Raw genomic sequence first — 16,732 nt, 5'->3', positions numbered from 1 at the left:
GGCCGAATCAATGAGATCAGAGGTTATCCAGGGCTGCCTGTGCCTTGTCTTTCATGCTGCCGTTCATGCGCACCACCTCCTTGAACATACGGCGGGCTTTGCCGGTCTGGCCTTTGCTGCGGTAGCAGACAGCCAACTGATAGCGGGACAGTTCACCGTACTTGCCGGGGCTTTCAGAAAGGTGTTTATAGCGGGAAATAGCCTCATTCAGGTCGCCCTGCTGGTGATATACCATAGCAGCCTTATAGAGGAATTCATCCGTACTTGTGGACTCTGCAGCGGGCTTCTTTTCGGGGGCGTCCTCTTTTTCTTTCTTTGGCGGAGGTGGCGCTTTAGGCTCCGGTTTATCTTCTGTTTTCTTTGCTACGGTCGGTGTATCCTTTTGTTCCGGTGTAGCTGGTTTATCCTTCGGAGCGTCTTTCACTTCCGGTGATTTAGGCGCAGCAGTCAGCTGTTTCCGGGCGCTATCCCTGATACTGTCTTTGACAGCAGCGGCGGTAGCCGGTGGTTTGACTTTTGTTTTTACGGAATCCTTCACAACAGGTTTGGGCATATCGGGTGGCGCCGGCGCCGGTGTGGTGGTGGTAACCGGTTCTGCAGGTTTTCGGCTTACTTCATTTTCAGTCCGGACAGGAGTGACGATGGCCGCCTGTACGCGGGGAGTTTCCGACTGTGTAGCCGGCAATTCTGTATTGCTGGCAATTGCTTTAGATACCGGCGTTTTGAATTTGCTTTGCTGCTGTACGAGATAAATACCGCCTGCACCAATGGCAATAGCTGCCACTACCCAGAAGTAGATCAGGAAGCTCTCCTTTTTCTGCTCCTGGCGTTGGTAGCGTTCTACCTTATGCACCTGTGATATCCGCTTAATACTGGCGCGGATGAATTGTTGCATGCTGCTGGCGAGTGGTTGGTATTTTTCCCTGTACTGGGGTTGCTGGAGTACCTGTAATGCATCGAAACAGAGGTCACAGTCAACGAGGTGCTGTTCCACCAGGTGTTTCTCAACATCAGTGAGACGGCCATCGAGGTAACGGGGAAGCTGATCCCTGTTCAGGCAGCGGATGTTACTGAAGATCTTCAGTATTTTTTCATTGTTTTCCAAGTTACTCATAGGTTTCATTCATCAATAAGGAAGCCATTTTTTGCTTTGCCTGCTGCAGAATCTGCCTCGTTTTTTCGACAGTATACTTTTTGCCGGCGGCCAGTTCTGTAAAGGTTTTATTGTTCAGGTAAAATTCTTTCAGAAAATATTTTTCCTCTGCGGGCAGTTTACCAAGCGCCTCTTCCATTGCTGCTGCCAGCACTTGTTGTTCTTTGAGGTTGGTAGCTACCTTTTCTACTTTGTTTTCCATCTGTTGCTGTTCCCTGGATTCCGTACTGGGAAAAAATGGATTATTCTTTTCTGTCTGAGCCTGTTGTGCCCTGATAGTATGGTATATCCATTCATTGGCTTTCGGGATCGTCTGGGTTCTAAGACTGGCGCTGAGGCGCTGCAGCAGCCTGGGATAAACTTCTTCGGGACTGGTTCCGGGACCATTGTTAAGGTAAGGGAGGCAAACAGCAACCATTAGGTGGCTGTATCTTTCCATGAGTACACCTTCTGCTTCCTGGTCCTTGAGTTTTCTTGCCCGGGAAATCAATTCTTTATCTGATAAATTAGTTAACTGCTGTAGCATAGTGTTACCTATATTTACATATTAAAGACAAAAATGTTCATTTTGTTGTCTTTGACATATAATTATTTTAGACAATTAATATGCCATACGCGATTACTGTTGTACCGGTGATGCCGTTACGGTCAGAACCATCTCACAAAAGTGAAATTATCTCACAAGCCTTGTGGGGTGAATGCAGTGAAATTATTATTACCGGAAATGATGGTTGGGTAAAAGTGAAGTGCCAGTTTGACGGGTATGAAGGATGGGCTACTTTCAATCATCTGGAAACCATTGATGAGGAGTTATATAATGCGCCGTATACACATTATACAACTGGTTGGGTGAACAGGATACAGCTGAATGGCAAGCCTATGCATGTGCCTTTCGGATGCGCTGTAAAGCCGGGGGATGGCCCTGTTACAAACTGGGGAAAGGTAACGGTACAGTTTGAGGAAAAGCTGGCAGCTACAGGCAAGGCGAATGCGGTAGATACCAGTGCATTGACGGCTGCGGCCTTCCAGTACCTGAACACGGCGTACCTATGGGGTGGCAAGTCGGTATTTGGAGTGGATTGTTCCGGTTTCACGCAGACGGTATATAAAACACTGGGCATTGATCTTTTAAGGGATGCTTATCAGCAGGCTACACAGGGCGGGACGGTCGATTTTCTGCAGGAAGCGCGTTTAGGTGACCTGGCTTTCTTTGATAATGCAGAGGGGCGTATTACGCACGTGGGAATATTGCTGAATGATCATGAGATCATTCATTCATCAGGGAAGGTGAGGGTGGACCCTATCGACAACCAGGGAATTACTAATACCGATACTGGTGTCAGAACGCATAAGCTGAGGATCATCAAGCGATTCTTTTAACGGGAAACCATTCCCGTCGGAGCTGATTGCAGCGAGTGATATCGTTTTGTTCCCTGCCTACAAACGCAGGTCCAGCAAAAACAAATCCCATAGCAATAGACACCATGAAGGTACTGTAGCTATGGGATGTTTCTTTTTGAAAAGCTGGCAGCGGGTGAGCTACCAGCCTTTTTAATTATTTGTCGCCGAAAGTCTTGTTGTAGAACTCGATGCTTTCCAGTATGATGCGTTCAGCCACTGTTTTGTTCTGGAATTCAGAAACTTTTACTGTTTTGTGCTCCAGTCTCTTATACTCTTCGAAGAAGTGACGGATTTCAGCAGTGAAGTGTGGAGGCAGTTCTGAGATATCGTTGATGTGTGCTACGCTCATATCGTTGGCAGCTACGGCAATGATTTTATCATCAGCCTCGCCGTTGTCGATCATCTGCATTACACCGATCACTTTGGCTTCCATGATACACATAGGAACAACATCTACCTGGGAGAGGATGAGGATATCCAGCGGGTCATGGTCATCACAGTAGGTTTTTGGAATAAAACCGTAGTTAGCCGGGTAATATACGGAAGAATACAGTACCCTGTCGAGCTTGAGCAGGCCACTTTCTTTGTCCAGTTCATATTTGGCGCGACAGCCTTTAGGAATTTCAATAATAGCATTCACTATCTTAGGCGCTTCTGATCCTGTGCTGACACTATGCCAGGGATTGTTCGTCGTCATCATCAACTTGTTTTTTCGTTTATTATTATTTTGGTGCCCTGCATTTATTCCGCACTGCAAAAGTATAACGGCGCAAAGTCGTTTTTCGGGACCCTGGCAGCTGTTCGTACCGTATGCTAATGTGGAATTTAGAATAAAAGTTTGCTGGCGCGTCGCAAAAATAAGGAACTCAACTGTAATTTCGCAATAGATACAAAATTATACAGATAAGAATAATTGTAATGTTTTATCTACCTGGGAGTGGAGACGTAGTATCCTGGGGCGGCATATTGGTAGAATCCAATGGCGCACTTGCCGGCGGCAGATAATTTGGAATAATACTTTCAAAAGTGAGAGATATTTTCCAGCGGCCATTTTCCTTTACCAATTGCAGTCTTTCCTTTTGTTGTGAAGAAGAGTTCAGGACAGTTACTGTTGCTTTGTCACCGTTTTCTTCTGTCTCAATTACTTTTATACCGGCCTTTTTGATCTTATCCCGTTCTGAATCATTGCGGCGGGCATCAAAAAAGGAGTAAAGCTGTATTACCTGTTGCGATTCCTTGGTAGCGTAGTCCCTTGCCAGGTCAAAGTTCGATTCCTGTATTGCATGCATAAAATTCAGTGCTACTTCCTGTGGGGAAGCACGCTTTTTGCAGCTGCTAAGTACAGTACTGAATAATAATGCCAAGGTGAGGATACGCAGATAACTGGTCATGCAAATGTTCTATTATAATACAGTTAACAAAAATAGGTGGAAAGTGGAAAATTACAAAAAGCAGCTAGGCAGCGGGTTGTAATTTTTAAAGTTTCAGACCTGTTTTTGAAAATTGTTGGTTTCCTTCTTGTAAACCGGTATAGGTAAGGAATACTTTTAACAGTTCACATTTTAAGCCGTGAACATACTTAAAACACTGTTAAGGAATTGTTAATGTTAGTGTTCCTCTTTTTCCTTTGCAGCCTCGTACGCACGTATGATGGCTTTTACCAGTCTATGTCTTACCACATCTTCTTCATCCAGTTGCAGGTAGCCGATGCCATCCACATGACGGAGGATGCGGGTAGCCTTTTCCAATCCTGATTTCTGATTTTTAGGCAGGTCGATCTGTGTAAGGTCCCCTGTAATGATAGCTTTTGCGGAAGAACCGATACGTGTCAGGAACATTTTCAGCTGGAGGTCTGTTGCGTTCTGCGCTTCATCCAGGATGATAAATGCATTGTCGAGCGTACGTCCGCGCATATACGCCAGCGGAGCGATCTCAATAACACGGTTGGTCATGAAGTAGCTGAGCTTATCGGCAGGGATCATATCATCCAGGGCATCGTACAGCGGACGCAGGTATGGATCGATCTTTTCCTTCAGGTCGCCGGGCAGGAATCCCAGGTTTTCACCCGCTTCCACGGCTGGACGCGTCAGAATGATCTTCCTGACTGCTTTATTTTTGAGCGCTCTTACCGCCAGTGCTACAGCAGTATAAGTCTTACCGGTACCGGCAGGGCCTATAGCGAAGAGGATGTCGTTTTTGTCGGCCAGGGCTACCATTTTCTTCTGGTTGGCTGTTCTGGCTTTTACGTTGCGTCCGTTAGGACCAAAGACCAGGATATCGTTCGAATTGCGGTCTTTGAAGTTGTCCACCTTTTCCTCATCGCCCAGGATCTGTTCGAAATAGTTTTCGCTGAGGTTGCCATTACGCTCGAGGTAGGAAATGATTTGTCCGATTTTTTCCTGTGCGGTAGCTACTTCTTCCGGAGCGCCGGAGAGTTTGAGCTGAGTACCGCGGGAGAGGATCTTCAACAGCGGAAATTTTTTCTTCAGCAGATCAAGTTTTCCATTGTTAACTCCGAAGAACTCGATAGGGTTAATACTATCTAAGCTGATAATTGATTCTGTCAAGTGATATTTTATTTAGAGCGTTTGAGGTGTCTGAGTATAAGGTGTCTGAGGCAATATACCTCAAACACCTTACATTAAGAAACCTATAGTTTATAACCTTGTTTTTTGAAGGCTTCCACTTTTTCTGCAATAGCAGGATTGCTCAGTGCGAGGATACGGGCAGCGAGAACGGCTGCATTTCTTGCACCGGCTTTACCTACAGCAAGTGTGCCTACAGGCAGACCAGCAGGCATTTGTACGATGGAATACAGTGCGTCAACACCACCGGGTAAGCCGCCTTCCAATGGTACTCCTAAAACTGGCAGAGAGGTATAAGCAGAAACCACGCCAGGAAGAGCGGCCGCCATACCAGCTGCGGCAATAACCACGCCAAAGCCTTTTTCCTGTGCTGTGATACACAGCTCTCTTACTTTATCAGGATTACGATGTGCGGAAGCTACCACCATTTCACCTTCAATACCAAAGAACTGTAAAAAATTGAGTGATTCCTGCATTACCGGTTTGTCACTTTCTGATCCCATGAGAATGAGTACTTTCATCGCTATATGTATTTATGGTTTGTGCCGTGTTACCGTTGCCCAAAGATATTTATCCTTGAACATTTGCCGAAAAACGGAAATCCACATTGTGGAAAAACGCAAAATTACGTGCTTAAATAATATAAATGACTGTCGTCCTGTCAGATAGTTATAAAGAATAGATTTTTTTAATCATATATTGAGTATTTTTAAAGGATTATCGTTCGGGATCTATGATGAATGCCATAATGGGTAATGCGTTGATAAAGCTTATACCAGCGCTATTACTGGATCTGCACGGTAACCTGTTATATGTCAACCAGGGGGCAGCGGGATGGCTGCAGGTACCGGAGGGGGAATTTCATCCGGCAGGAAATATAAGTAGTCTGCATTTTAATGATGTCATAGGAAAGAATACCGGTGTGTACTGGCCTATGCTTTGTCATCTGTATACAATGGGCAGAAGTGCCTGTGTGGATATGTATTGCCATACCCGTCAGTGGGTACAGTGGCAGCTTAGTGCTGCGGGAGAATATTTCCTGCTGACAGGTACGGATATTACCGGCAGGCGTCCCCTGGCGGATGATCAATCTCTTTTGCGTTCTTTACCCTGCGGGCTGCAACAGTTTACCCCTGATGGCATTCATTGCTGCGCCAACGAAGTGCAGCAGGAAATATGGGAAGCGATAGACCCGGCTATGTCCCGGCCCGGATATAATATGTTTGAGGAGCCGGTCTTCCAGGAAACGGGTCTCTGCGAAATGTTTGAAGAAGTGTTGTGTACCAAAGCATCCGCCAGGAAAGAAATTCTACTGGGATACCGCGAACATGAGACTAAGGGCGTAGTTCGGATACTGCCTTCGTATTATGATGTGACAGTATTTGCTGTGACTGATGAACAGGGCAATATCAGCACATTGCAGCTTGTGATGAAAGACATCACCGAACGGCAATTGGCTTTCAGGCGCCTGGAGAAGAGCGCCCGCCTGCTGGACCTGATCATAGAACATCTGCCTATAGGTTATATTCAATTCGACCATTTCGGCTTTGTCCGCCGTATCAACCATACCCAGCGTGAATTCTTCCAGTACGAATATGAAGAGGGCGAAGCGCCTTTTAACATTATGAGCGATCCCTTTGCCCGCTTATATGGCCTGGACAGGCTCTTTAAGGATGTTATGGTAGGAAATAAAGTGATCCGCGTAGAGAAACAGCTGGACTTCTCCAAAGACAGTCGCTGGACAGCGCAGAGTCGTGAAGTATGGCTGGACCTTACCCTCTTTCCCCTGAAAGACCCTGTGGACAAGCAACAGATCGTTGCTGTACTGGTGAATGATATCACCGACAGGAAGCTGGAACAACAGATGCGCAATCTGCTGCAACGTAATACAGAACAGCTGCATCTCTTCTTTGACGCGGTGGATATGGGATATGCTACTATGGAAAAAGATGGTACGCTATCTTTTGCTAACCGCAAAGCGGAAGAGATGGCCGGCCGGAGGATATTTGCGGGTGAGAACATCTTCGAGATCATGCCGGAACTGGGATATGCCACACCGTTTAAAACCCGTTTCTCTGCGGCACTGACAGGCACTGCTTCTGCTTCTTTCAGTAGTTATTTTCCCCGCCGGTATAAGTGGTATGAATTTCTGATTACTCCTTTAAGGGATGGTACTGTGTCTGTTTTTATCCGTGATATTACGGATAGCCGCAACATGCAGAAAGATCTTTTCCGCGCCAACAAACAACTGAATAAGCTGAACAAGAGCCTCGTCAACCAGAATCAGCAGCTGGAAGACTTTGCGCATATTACGTCGCATAATCTGCGTGCACCCATCGCTAATCTCAAAGCGTTGATGCAGATGCATAATGATTCATCTTTACCGCAGGAAAAGGAGCAGTATCTTTCCTTACTGCAGGAAGTGATATTTAAAATAGATGAGACGCTGAATGACCTGGTAGACGTCGTACAGATCCGTAAGAACGTTGATATGGACCGGGAGCCGCTGGTTTTTTCCGAGCGCCTTCAATATGTGAAAGATGTATTATTCGCAGATATCGAAAAGAGCGGTATCCAGCTGACCACCCACTTCGATGTACCTATGCTGGAATTTCCGCGCCTGTACCTGGATAGCATCCTGCAAAACCTCATCACCAACGCCATCCGTTACCGTACGCAGGAACGCCGGCCCTGTCTGCATTTTATGAGCTGGCAGGAAAACGGTTATACCATTCTCACCGCGGAAGATAACGGCCTGGGCATCGATATGGAACGCTTCGGACACAAGCTATTCGGTTTCCGGAAAACTTTTCATAAGAATAAGGACGCAAAAGGGATCGGCCTGTTCATTACTAAAACACAGGTGGAGGCAATGGGGGGAAGCATCCGGGCGGAAAGTACACCAGGGCAGGGTACAAAATTTATTATTACCTTTAAAACTGAATAAATCCCTGTATGCAATTGCACAACATGATTTTTATCGTAGATGATGATCCGATACATCAGCAGATCGCGAACATTATGATCAAACGACAGGGGATTGGGGAGAATGTGCGGGCCTTTTCGGACGCGCAGGATGTGTTGGATTATCTACGCCAATACTCCTTCGAACCGGAGCAATTGCCTGATCTGATCTTACTAGATCTTAATATGCCAGTTATGGATGGATGGGATTTCCTGAATGATTATGCCGGCTTTTATAAAGATCTTGCGAAGCAGATTGGGATTTTTGTGTTGACGTCATCCATTGATGATAAAGACCGCAAGAAAGTAGATAATTACTCTTTTGTGAAGGGGTATCTGACCAAGCCTTTGTCCAGCGAGATCATTACGAAGTTACAAGCCAGCTGAGAAACAGCGTTATATTTTTAAATGGGAGGGTTGTACCAGGGGGTACAGCCCTTTTGTGTTTTGTTGTAGTAGGTGTTGGAACATTGATTTTTCTGGTCATTTTTATTAAGACGTATATAGGCTGACAGTGATTCCAGCGCTGACCTTCCTGCTCACGGTTCAGGCTGGGCTCACTGGCTGTAGTTCTTTAAAGTTCCTTAATATTTGGCCTGGGGAAGGCGGGTTGACCGTTTGATATGTATTGAACTCCTGGTAGGTCGCGTGGGCATACTTCAAATAACTAGGCCAGCGATTCCCACCTGACCACTCGCTCCGTACAGTCTCCAAAATGATAGTAGAGCGGCTAATTCTTCAGAGCGACGTAAACTCTCTGCTGCGTAGGGGCGTCAGAGAGAGTGCATTGAGTTACTATTTAAAGGACAGCAGTAAATAAAAGACAGCGGTAAACTAAATCGAAAACATGGGAGCGTTCGCTCCAATCAGCTCCCTTGGGGGCTATGTGTTTGTAACCCCCGGTTTCGACCGGGGGATGACGAAATGCGATAACAGAATTGAATAATGGAATTGAATAACGAACTTAGATTTTTTACGCCTTCCTTAAAGCGCTGATAGTTGCTTCCGGATCTTTTGAAGCGAAGACGGTGCTGCCGGCAACCAGTACGTTGGCGCCTGCGTCGAGGATGGAGGTAGCATTTTCAACGGTGATGCCGCCATCTACTTCGATTAGGGCGTGCGCTTTATAGTGGTTGATCATTTCCCGGGTCTGACGGATCTTTTCAAGCGTTTTGGGAATGAAGTGTTGTCCGCCGAAGCCGGGGTTTACACTCATGATCAGTATGAGGTCGATGTCATTGATGACGTTTTCCAACAGGTGTACCGGGGTATGCGGATTCAACGCCACACCGGCTTTCATGCCCAGTCCTTTGATCTGCTGGATGTTCCTGTGCAGGTGCGTACAGGCTTCATAGTGAACCGTCAGAATGTCTGCGCCGGCCTTTTTGAAGTCTTCTGCATATTTCTCCGGTTCTTCTATCATGAGATGCACATCACAGGTTTTTTTAGTGGCCTTTCTGATGTGTGTTATTACGGGTAATCCAAAGCTGATATTCGGTACGAATCTGCCATCCATTACGTCCAGGTGCAACCAGTCTGCTTCACTGCGATTTAACATTTCCACTTCTTTACCCAATTCCAGGAAATTGGATGCCAGGAGAGACGGTGCGACAAATGTGTTTCTATTTTCCAAAGCCACGCGTTTAAAGTTGTTACGAATATAGCTGTTATTTTTTTAGTTTGTCCAGTGCCGCTTTTGCTTCCGGGTAATCTTTTTTGAAAGTGAGCGCCTTCACATAGTCGTCTATGGCGTCTTCCTTACGTCCCAGATTTTCATTGCACTGAGCACGGTAATAATAGGCTTCTGCATTGGCCGGGGACGCTTTAGCAGCCAGATCGGAATAACGGTACGCTTCTTTCCAGTTCTTTTTCCTCATGTTGATCCTGCCTAAAGCGAGGTAAGCCCTTTCATCGTCCGGGTCTGTAGATATGCTGTTGTTATAGGTGGCGATCGCTTCTGTATAGTTGCCGGTCTCTTCATAGTACTGTGCCAGTGATACCAGTGGTTCTGAGTTGACGGAATCCAGACGTGCTGCCAGTTTATAATACTTTACAGCGGCTGATGAATGCCGGATGTGTAACAAGTCGCCCAGCTCCATTACGGCGCTGTAATCGCTCTGTAAACCTGCTTTATCGATGGCTGTGGTCAGGTGATTGATGGCCAGGGTGGTGTCCTTGTTATCTTCGGCTATACGGGCTTTCAGATAAAAGGCTTTATCGTGGGTACCTTCCGATTGTCCCAGTATGGATGCCACGCTATCGGCGGATTTATATTGCTTGTTTTCTATCATGGCGGTGGCCAGCTGATATTCCAGGTAAGGATAGCCGGGTGCGGTCTGTAACGCCCGTTTGAAATGCGCGATAGAACGGGGATAGTCTTTCAATACCAATGCTGCTTCGCCTGCACCTGCCCAGAAGTCGGTAACGCCTGGTTTTAGCTGTGCTGCCTTTTCAAAATCCTTTTGTGCCAGTAATGGGTCGGTATTAAAGAGGAGCAGGGCCCTGCGGAAATAGAGTGCTTCATCTTTCGGGAACTGTGCGATGGAGTCCGTTAGCGGGAGCACCAAAGGAGCGTAGAGGGAAGAGTCGGCATCGTTATGGGCTGTCTGCTCTTCCGGCTTGCCGGACTGGCAGGAAAAGAAAAAGGGAATTGATAAAAGAAACAGGTATTTCATAAGACAATAATATAAAAAATGCTCGATCTTTTGGAGTTAGGTCATACAGCAAAAAAAATGGCCGACCATCAGGGTCAGCCATTCTGTGTGGATTGCATGCCGGATCAATTGGCGATCAGCCAATCTTTCAGGGCTTTATAGTCATTTGGAAGCTGTACGGCTTTCTTTTCGAGGGCATACAGGGATTGTACCCTTTCCGGGGTGACGATCTTGTCCTGCAGGGACGCGGGCGCAGTATCGGCAAATTTCACCGGGTGTGCCGTTTCGAGGAAGACGCCCGCTGTATTGTTAGCTGCACCTGTCTGCTGCAGGTATTGCTGAAGACCCAGGTAGCCTACGGCGCCATGAGGGTCCAGCATATACTGGTGTTCCTTCCATACCTGTTCCATGGTGGCGGCGGTGGCTTTATCGTCGAAAGAGATGGAGGTCAGCTTTTCTTTCAGGGCCGGCAGGCTGTTGGAGAAGAGTTCCAGTATACGGACGAAGTTGCTCGGATCAGCTACGTCCATAGCATTGGACAGGGTCGGTGTTGCCTGTCCGGGGGTATACTGGCCTGTCTGCATGAACCTTGGAACGGTATCGTTGACATTGGTGCTGGCTACAAAATGATCTACGGGCAGTCCCATTGCTGCGGCCATCATACCAGCGCAGATGTTACCGAAGTTGCCGCTGGGTACAGAGAAAACAACATTCGGATAGCTTGTTTTCAGCTGTTTCCATGCCAGCAGGTAATAGAACATCTGGGGTAACCAGCGGGCTACGTTGATGGAGTTGGCGCTGGTAAGCAGGCAGTGGGCCTGTAGTTCAGCATCCAGGAAAGCGGTTTTCACCATGCGCTGACAGTCGTCAAAGGTACCGGCTATTTCAAGTGCGGTGATATTACCGTTCAGGGTGGTGAGCTGTTTTTCCTGCAGGGTGCTGACCTTGCCGGAAGGGTAGAGGATCACCACACGAACGCCGGGTACATTGTAGAAACCGTGGGCCACTGCACCGCCGGTATCGCCGGAGGTAGCAACAAGCACGGTTACCGGGCGGGTGTCATTCCTTCTGAAGTAGCCCAGGCAGCCGGCCATGAAGCGGGCGCCTACGTCTTTGAAGGCCAGGGTGGGACCATGGAACAATTCCAGTGCATAGATGTTGCCTGCTACCTTTTGCACGGGAAAAGGAAAGCTCAGGGTATCTGCAATGATCTGCCGCAGGGTAGCCTCTGGTATCTCATCACCTACGAAAGGCCGGATGGCAGTGTAGGCAATATCAAGGTCATTTTGCTGTTCGATGTTATCGATAAAATCCTTTTCAAAAGCGGGAATGCGCTCCGGGAAATATAAACCTTTATCCGGCGCAAGCCCCTGTACTACTGCATCCTCGAAAGAGACAATGTGTTGTTTATTCTGTAGACTGAAATATTTCATTAGACTTTACACTTTTGTAATTTTCACACCTTCCGTATTTATTTTCGATACATGGATCTTGTAATCCACGCCCAGCGGAGCATAGACAGTATCCATCATCGCGGCAACCTTACGGGCGTTTTCTTCGCCTCTGCTCAGCATGAAGACAGAGGGCCCGGAGCCAGAGATACCACCGCCCAGTGCACCGGCTTCCTTACATTTTACTTTCAGCTCATAGAAAGCAGGAATGAGTATAGCACGTACCGGCTCTACGATAGCATCTTCGAGGGAGCGGCTGATCAGGTCATAATTTTCCTGGTAAAGCCCTGCAACGAGCGCACCAACGTTACCCCACTGGCGGATGGCGTCGGTCATCAGTACCTTTTGTTTAAGGATCTCACGGGCATCGGAAGTTTTCACTTCTATCTGCGGATGTATAACGGTCACCCACAGCTCTGACGGCGTATGCAGGCCTGTAATGTCAAGAGGTTTGTAACTCCTTACAAGTGTGAAACCTCCCAGTATGGCAGGTGCTACGTTGTCTGCATGCGCTGCGCCGCTGGCCAGTCTTTCGCCTTCCATGGCAAAGCGTACCAGCTGTTTGGGTGTGAAAGGATTGCCCAGCAGATAATTGGCGCCCACTACAGCACCGGCTGAACTGGCAGCAGAAGAGCCTATGCCGCTGCCGGGAGGGATATTCTTGAAGAGTTCCAGTTCTATCCCGGCATCGGGCTGTCCATACTTTTGCAGCAATGCCTGGATGGCAACGCCGCATACGTTCTGGGCCGGATCAGTAGAAAGAGAGGCGCCATGTACGGCTGTAATGGTAACGCCCGGTTTATCACTCTTCCGCATGATCATTTCATCGCCGGGAGCATCCATGGCCAGTCCAATCACGTCAAAGCCGCAGGCTACATTGGCAACAGTAGCAGGGGCGAATACTTTTATACAGTCATTTTCCATGAGGAGTCGAAATTTAAGCTATATGTTACTGATATACGGTTTATCTGGCTGATCTGATGATATCAGCAAATATACCGGAAGCCGTTACATCTGCCCCCGCACCGGCGCCTTTTACGATCAGTGGTTGTTCCGCATAGCGGTTGGTGGTATAGAGTACGATATTGTCTTTTCCTTCAAGCTTGAAGAACGGATGATCCGGTGCGATAGACTGTAAGCCCACGGAAGCCTTGCCATTTTCATAGCGGGCTACGAACTTCAGGCGTTTGCCTTCAGCATCTGCCTTTTCACGCAGTGCCAGGAAATGACCGGCATGCACATCCAGTTGCTCATAGAAAGCATCTACAGAAGGCGCTTCCAATGCTTCTACCGGCAGGAAGGAATGGTTGGTGATGTCATTCAGTTCCATCTTGGCACCGCTTTCACGTGCCAGGATCAGGATCTTACGCATTACGTCCACACCACTGAGGTCAATGCGTGGATCCGGTTCTGTATAACCTTCGTCCTGTGCGGCTTTCACTACTTCGCGGAAGCTGGCGCCATTCACGAAATTGTTGAACACAAAGTTCAGACTACCACTTAACACCGCTTCAATACTGTTCACCTTATCGCCGCTGCGGATCAGGTCATTCAGGGTGTTGATCACCGGCAGACCAGCGCCTACGTTGGTTTCGAACAGGAAGGAAGCATCGTATTTGCGTGCCAGGTCTTTCAGGCTTTTATAGTAAGCATAGTCTGAAGAGCAGGCGATTTTGTTACAAGTCACCACGGAAATACCATGCTGGAGGAACTCTCCATAGGTTGCCGCCACTTCCGGACTGGCAGTATTATCAACAAATACGCTGTTGCGAAGGTTGAGTGCTTTTATCTTTTGTGCAAAGGCGACCATGTCGGAAGCTTCACCGGCTTCCAGGGCTGCCTTCCATTCAGGGAGGTTGATCGCTTCATGACCGAACGCCATTTTTTTACTGTTGGCGATACCGGCTACACGCACGTGCAGGCCTAATTCGTTCATCAGGAATTTATGCTGCTGGTCCAGTTGCTCAAGCAGTTTGCTGCCTACATTGCCTACACCTGCTATGAACACGTTCACCTGTTTCAGTGGTTCTTCGAAGAACGCTTCATGTATTACGTTCAGTGCTTTTTTTACATCGGCTTTATTGATCACAGCAGAGATGTTCTTTTCGGTAGAACCCTGTGCAATAGCGCGGACGTTCACACCATTACGACCCAGTGCAGCAAAGAGTTTACCACTGGTGCCGTGATGGTTCTTCATCTTATCGCCGACAACGGCTACGATGCTCATATCTCTTTCCACGATGAGTGGTTCTATACGTTTTTCCAGTATCTCCTGGGAGAATTCGCTGTCCACAGCAGTTTTGGCTTTCAGCATATCTGTCTCATGGATACCTACAGTGATAGAGTGTTCCGAAGAGCTCTGGGTGATGAGTATCACGTTTACACGTTCAGTCAGCAATGCTTCAAACAGTCTCTTGGAGAAACCGGGGATACCCACCATGCCACTACCTTCCAGGGTAAGCAGGGCTATCTTCTGGATGCCACTAATACCAGTTACAGGGTAGGTACGGCCATTGCCATCCTGTGAGTGGATAAGCGTACCGTAATCATCCGGTGCGAAGGTGTTCTTGATCCAGATAGGAATATGTTTATCCATTACCGGCTGTATGGTAGGAGGGTAGATCACTTTAGCACCGAAGTGGGACAGCTCCATAGCTTCCTCATAAGAGATATGCGGGATAGGAATAGCCTGTGATACCATACGGGGATCTGCAGTCATCATGCCGCTTACATCAGTCCATATATCCAGGACCTCTGCATGCAGGGCGGCAGCAACGATAGCAGCGGTATAATCGGAACCGCCACGGCCAAGGGTAGTAGTTTCACCATCGGCGGTTGCAGCAACGAAACCGGGTAATACTACGAAGTCAGCGTTCTGCTGCTGGTAGTACTGTGAAGTCTGATGGTTAGTAGCCAGGAAGTTGACTGCTGCGTTGCCAAAATTATTATCAGTAACGATCAGTTCGCGGCTGTCTTTCCATACTGCATTCAAGCCGCTTGCTTTCAGCTTTTCAGCAAGGAGATAGGAGGAAACAAGTTCTCCGAAACTCATGATCTTATCCAACGAGCGGGCGCTTAGCTCACCTACCTGGAATATTCCATCACAGAGGGTTTCAAGAGTATTTACGCGCTTTTTTACCTGGCTGATAATGCCGCTTTGTACGGTAATGGGGAATAAGGTGCGGATAGTATCCAGGTGTTTGTTTTCAATTTCCTGTAATACGGTCCTGTATTGTTCCTGTCCTTGTCCGGCCAGCTGTCCGCATTGGATCAGCTTATCGGTAATGCCACTCATGGCGGAGGCAACAATGGAAAAGCGCCCGTTTGGCTTTTTGTGTTGTATGATATTACAAACCTGTTCTATGGATTGGGCACTTCCCATGGAAGTTCCGCCAAATTTTAATACTTGCATGTCTGAAGATGTTGATACGTAAAAATTCCTGTCCCCTTACCGGGAGTACCACCTTAGGTGGTCGTTGGATGATATGTGAACATTAACCCCGCACCGGGGTTGTAATAGATGTAATTGTAATAGTGCTGATACCCGCGCCGGAGATGGTGCGAGATGCAGATGTGAAGTATGTAACTATTGGTAGCACTATTATGAAATTTACTTTTCGCTAACAAAAGTCTGGAATTACTTTCGGATTAACAAATGAATTGTCAAAGTTTTGAAATTATTTAAATTTTGGTAGGGAAAATTGTGAAAAATTACCCATATCGAGCGGGGCAGGACAAATTTGTTGATTTTCAATGGGGATTGGGTGTTGCGGGGGCGCAGGGGGAAATGGGATAGAGCAATTCCGGACTTTCTGTGGTATAAATAGGGGCCGGCTTCGCTTGAGATGGCCTGCGACTTCCTATCTAAAGGGGCTGTAGTCCTGCTTTAGCATAGCTGTTGTATAGCGTTGGCTATAGAACAGTGCCTATAATGCTATTGTAGAGCGTCTATAGGCTATAGGATCAACAGGATATTAAGCGAATACGCGCTGAGTAGCATGGGGCTTTCTGGATAGCGGTTGAGGGTTGTTGATTATTCACGCTAAGTAGCATGGGGCTTTCTGGATAGCTATTGAGGGTTGTTGATTATTCACGCTAAGTAGCCCGGTTTCAGAATGGGATGGCGGTCGGCGCCTCTCTGGATGGCTATTGAACGTTGTCAAGCGAATGGGTTTTGAATATGGATTGAACAGCAGCGGTCGTGTCACCCGAGAGCCGAAGGCCCGCCATTCCCATCTGAAACCGCTGCTACTTCCGCTCTCCCTACGACTATGCATTGGGGGCTGCTTATCAGGACGATGATGGGTATACTGTCATCACATCAGGATGGATATCCTTATGTATGCACTACAAACAAATGGGCCCGGCGGATGATTCCGTATTGTTATTATGCCTTTACCATGCCTTTGGGTTGGACTTGATCCTCCCTTTACCCGTTTTGGGGCTATTTCGATCCGATTCCTTACATTTGCCTTAACCACGTTAATTCATGCCTTATTTCCGCAATTTCACATATCATATAGA

General features: G+C 47.4%; 14 protein-coding genes. 3 read left to right on the top strand and 11 right to left on the bottom strand.

Going from position 1 to position 16,732, the window contains the following annotated elements:
• Positions 1-16 precede the first annotated feature (16 nt).
• Together F3I09_RS23450 and F3I09_RS23445 are read right to left on the bottom strand one after the other, a co-directional pair.
• A complete protein-coding gene (locus F3I09_RS23450; RefSeq protein WP_188133929.1) occupies positions 17-1,114 on the bottom strand; it encodes a tetratricopeptide repeat protein in 1,098 nt (365 codons plus the stop codon).
• Positions 1,107-1,679 (bottom strand): sigma-70 family RNA polymerase sigma factor, encoded by a 573-nt coding sequence (locus F3I09_RS23445; protein ID WP_149697485.1) that lies wholly within the window; start codon positions 1,677-1,679, stop codon positions 1,107-1,109. Before F3I09_RS23445 ends, F3I09_RS23450 begins: the two co-directional genes overlap by 8 nt.
• A gap of 80 nt (positions 1,680-1,759) precedes the next feature.
• On the opposite strand from F3I09_RS23445, the gene F3I09_RS23440 reads away from it, so the two are divergent.
• Positions 1,760-2,533: a C40 family peptidase gene (locus tag F3I09_RS23440; protein ID WP_149697484.1), complete on the top strand. Its 774-nt coding sequence runs from the start codon at positions 1,760-1,762 to the stop codon at positions 2,531-2,533.
• 175 nt (positions 2,534-2,708) lie between these two features.
• Here F3I09_RS23440 and F3I09_RS23435 read toward each other — a convergent pair whose 3' ends face one another.
• The 4 genes from F3I09_RS23435 to purE all read right to left on the bottom strand — a co-directional run bounded on the left by F3I09_RS23435 (position 2,709) and on the right by purE (position 5,660).
• The gene (locus tag F3I09_RS23435) at positions 2,709-3,254 is read right to left on the bottom strand and encodes an inorganic diphosphatase (RefSeq protein WP_149697483.1); all 546 of its coding nucleotides are present in this window, start codon (positions 3,252-3,254) and stop codon (positions 2,709-2,711) included.
• A 223-nt stretch (positions 3,255-3,477) separates the two neighbouring features.
• Positions 3,478-3,945, bottom strand: coding sequence for a DUF4878 domain-containing protein (locus F3I09_RS23430; protein ID WP_149697482.1), 468 nt, complete (start codon positions 3,943-3,945; stop codon positions 3,478-3,480).
• Positions 3,946-4,161: 216 nt separating this feature from the next.
• Complete coding sequence (locus F3I09_RS23425) at positions 4,162-5,121, bottom strand: PhoH family protein (RefSeq protein WP_149697481.1); 960 nt, start codon at positions 5,119-5,121, stop codon at positions 4,162-4,164.
• An 83-nt stretch (positions 5,122-5,204) separates the two neighbouring features.
• Positions 5,205-5,660: a 5-(carboxyamino)imidazole ribonucleotide mutase gene (gene purE / locus F3I09_RS23420; protein WP_149697480.1), complete on the bottom strand. Its 456-nt coding sequence runs from the start codon at positions 5,658-5,660 to the stop codon at positions 5,205-5,207.
• 212 nt (positions 5,661-5,872) lie between these two features.
• Between purE and F3I09_RS23415 the strand changes: the two genes are divergently transcribed.
• Positions 5,873-8,086, top strand: a complete 2,214-nt coding sequence (locus tag F3I09_RS23415; RefSeq protein WP_149697479.1) for a PAS domain-containing protein — start codon at positions 5,873-5,875, stop codon at positions 8,084-8,086.
• 23 nt (positions 8,087-8,109) lie between these two features.
• Positions 8,110-8,490: a response regulator gene (locus tag F3I09_RS23410; RefSeq protein ID WP_176842524.1), complete on the top strand. Its 381-nt coding sequence runs from the start codon at positions 8,110-8,112 to the stop codon at positions 8,488-8,490.
• 586 nt (positions 8,491-9,076) lie between these two features.
• Here F3I09_RS23410 and rpe read toward each other — a convergent pair.
• The 5 genes from rpe to thrA all read right to left on the bottom strand — a co-directional run bounded on the left by rpe (position 9,077) and on the right by thrA (position 15,620).
• Positions 9,077-9,742 carry a ribulose-phosphate 3-epimerase gene (rpe, locus tag F3I09_RS23405; protein WP_223233351.1) on the bottom strand — a complete coding sequence of 222 codons (666 nt, stop codon included), beginning with the start codon at positions 9,740-9,742 and terminating at the stop codon, positions 9,077-9,079.
• Between the two features lie 28 nt (positions 9,743-9,770).
• Positions 9,771-10,778 carry a tetratricopeptide repeat protein gene (locus F3I09_RS23400; protein ID WP_149697476.1) on the bottom strand — a complete coding sequence of 336 codons (1,008 nt, stop codon included), beginning with the start codon at positions 10,776-10,778 and terminating at the stop codon, positions 9,771-9,773.
• 104 nt (positions 10,779-10,882) lie between these two features.
• A complete protein-coding gene (thrC, locus tag F3I09_RS23395) occupies positions 10,883-12,190 on the bottom strand; it encodes a threonine synthase (RefSeq protein ID WP_149697475.1) in 1,308 nt (435 codons plus the stop codon).
• Between the two features lie 6 nt (positions 12,191-12,196).
• The gene (locus tag F3I09_RS23390; protein WP_149697474.1) at positions 12,197-13,132 is read right to left on the bottom strand and encodes a homoserine kinase; all 936 of its coding nucleotides are present in this window, start codon (positions 13,130-13,132) and stop codon (positions 12,197-12,199) included.
• A gap of 40 nt (positions 13,133-13,172) precedes the next feature.
• Positions 13,173-15,620, bottom strand: coding sequence for a bifunctional aspartate kinase/homoserine dehydrogenase I (gene thrA / locus F3I09_RS23385; RefSeq protein ID WP_149697473.1), 2,448 nt, complete (start codon positions 15,618-15,620; stop codon positions 13,173-13,175).
• Between the last annotated feature and the right edge of the window lie 1,112 nt (positions 15,621-16,732).

This window comes from Chitinophaga sp. CF418 (assembly GCF_900142925.1).
In the GTDB taxonomy this organism is placed as follows: domain Bacteria; phylum Bacteroidota; class Bacteroidia; order Chitinophagales; family Chitinophagaceae; genus Chitinophaga.
The sequence above is the reverse complement of the archived record's forward strand: the minus strand, read 5'-3'. Positions and strand labels throughout refer to the sequence as shown.

Excerpts from the sequence above, each read along its gene's own strand:
- F3I09_RS23450 (WP_188133929.1), bottom strand. The coding sequence starts at position 1,114 with ATGAGTAACTTGGAAAACAATGAAAAAATACTGAAGATCTTCAGTAAC.
- F3I09_RS23445 (WP_149697485.1), bottom strand. The coding sequence starts at position 1,679 with ATGCTACAGCAGTTAACTAATTTATCAGATAAAGAATTGATTTCCCGG.
- F3I09_RS23440 (WP_149697484.1), top strand. The coding sequence starts at position 1,760 with ATGCCATACGCGATTACTGTTGTACCGGTGATGCCGTTACGGTCAGAA.
- F3I09_RS23435 (WP_149697483.1), bottom strand. The coding sequence starts at position 3,254 with ATGATGACGACGAACAATCCCTGGCATAGTGTCAGCACAGGATCAGAA.
- F3I09_RS23430 (WP_149697482.1), bottom strand. The coding sequence starts at position 3,945 with ATGACCAGTTATCTGCGTATCCTCACCTTGGCATTATTATTCAGTACT.
- purE (WP_149697480.1), bottom strand. The coding sequence starts at position 5,660 with ATGAAAGTACTCATTCTCATGGGATCAGAAAGTGACAAACCGGTAATG.
- F3I09_RS23415 (WP_149697479.1), top strand. The coding sequence starts at position 5,873 with ATGATGAATGCCATAATGGGTAATGCGTTGATAAAGCTTATACCAGCG.
- F3I09_RS23410 (WP_176842524.1), top strand. The coding sequence starts at position 8,110 with ATGATTTTTATCGTAGATGATGATCCGATACATCAGCAGATCGCGAAC.
- F3I09_RS23400 (WP_149697476.1), bottom strand. The coding sequence starts at position 10,778 with ATGAAATACCTGTTTCTTTTATCAATTCCCTTTTTCTTTTCCTGCCAG.
- thrC (WP_149697475.1), bottom strand. The coding sequence starts at position 12,190 with ATGAAATATTTCAGTCTACAGAATAAACAACACATTGTCTCTTTCGAG.
- F3I09_RS23390 (WP_149697474.1), bottom strand. The coding sequence starts at position 13,132 with ATGGAAAATGACTGTATAAAAGTATTCGCCCCTGCTACTGTTGCCAAT.
- thrA (WP_149697473.1), bottom strand. The coding sequence starts at position 15,620 with ATGCAAGTATTAAAATTTGGCGGAACTTCCATGGGAAGTGCCCAATCC.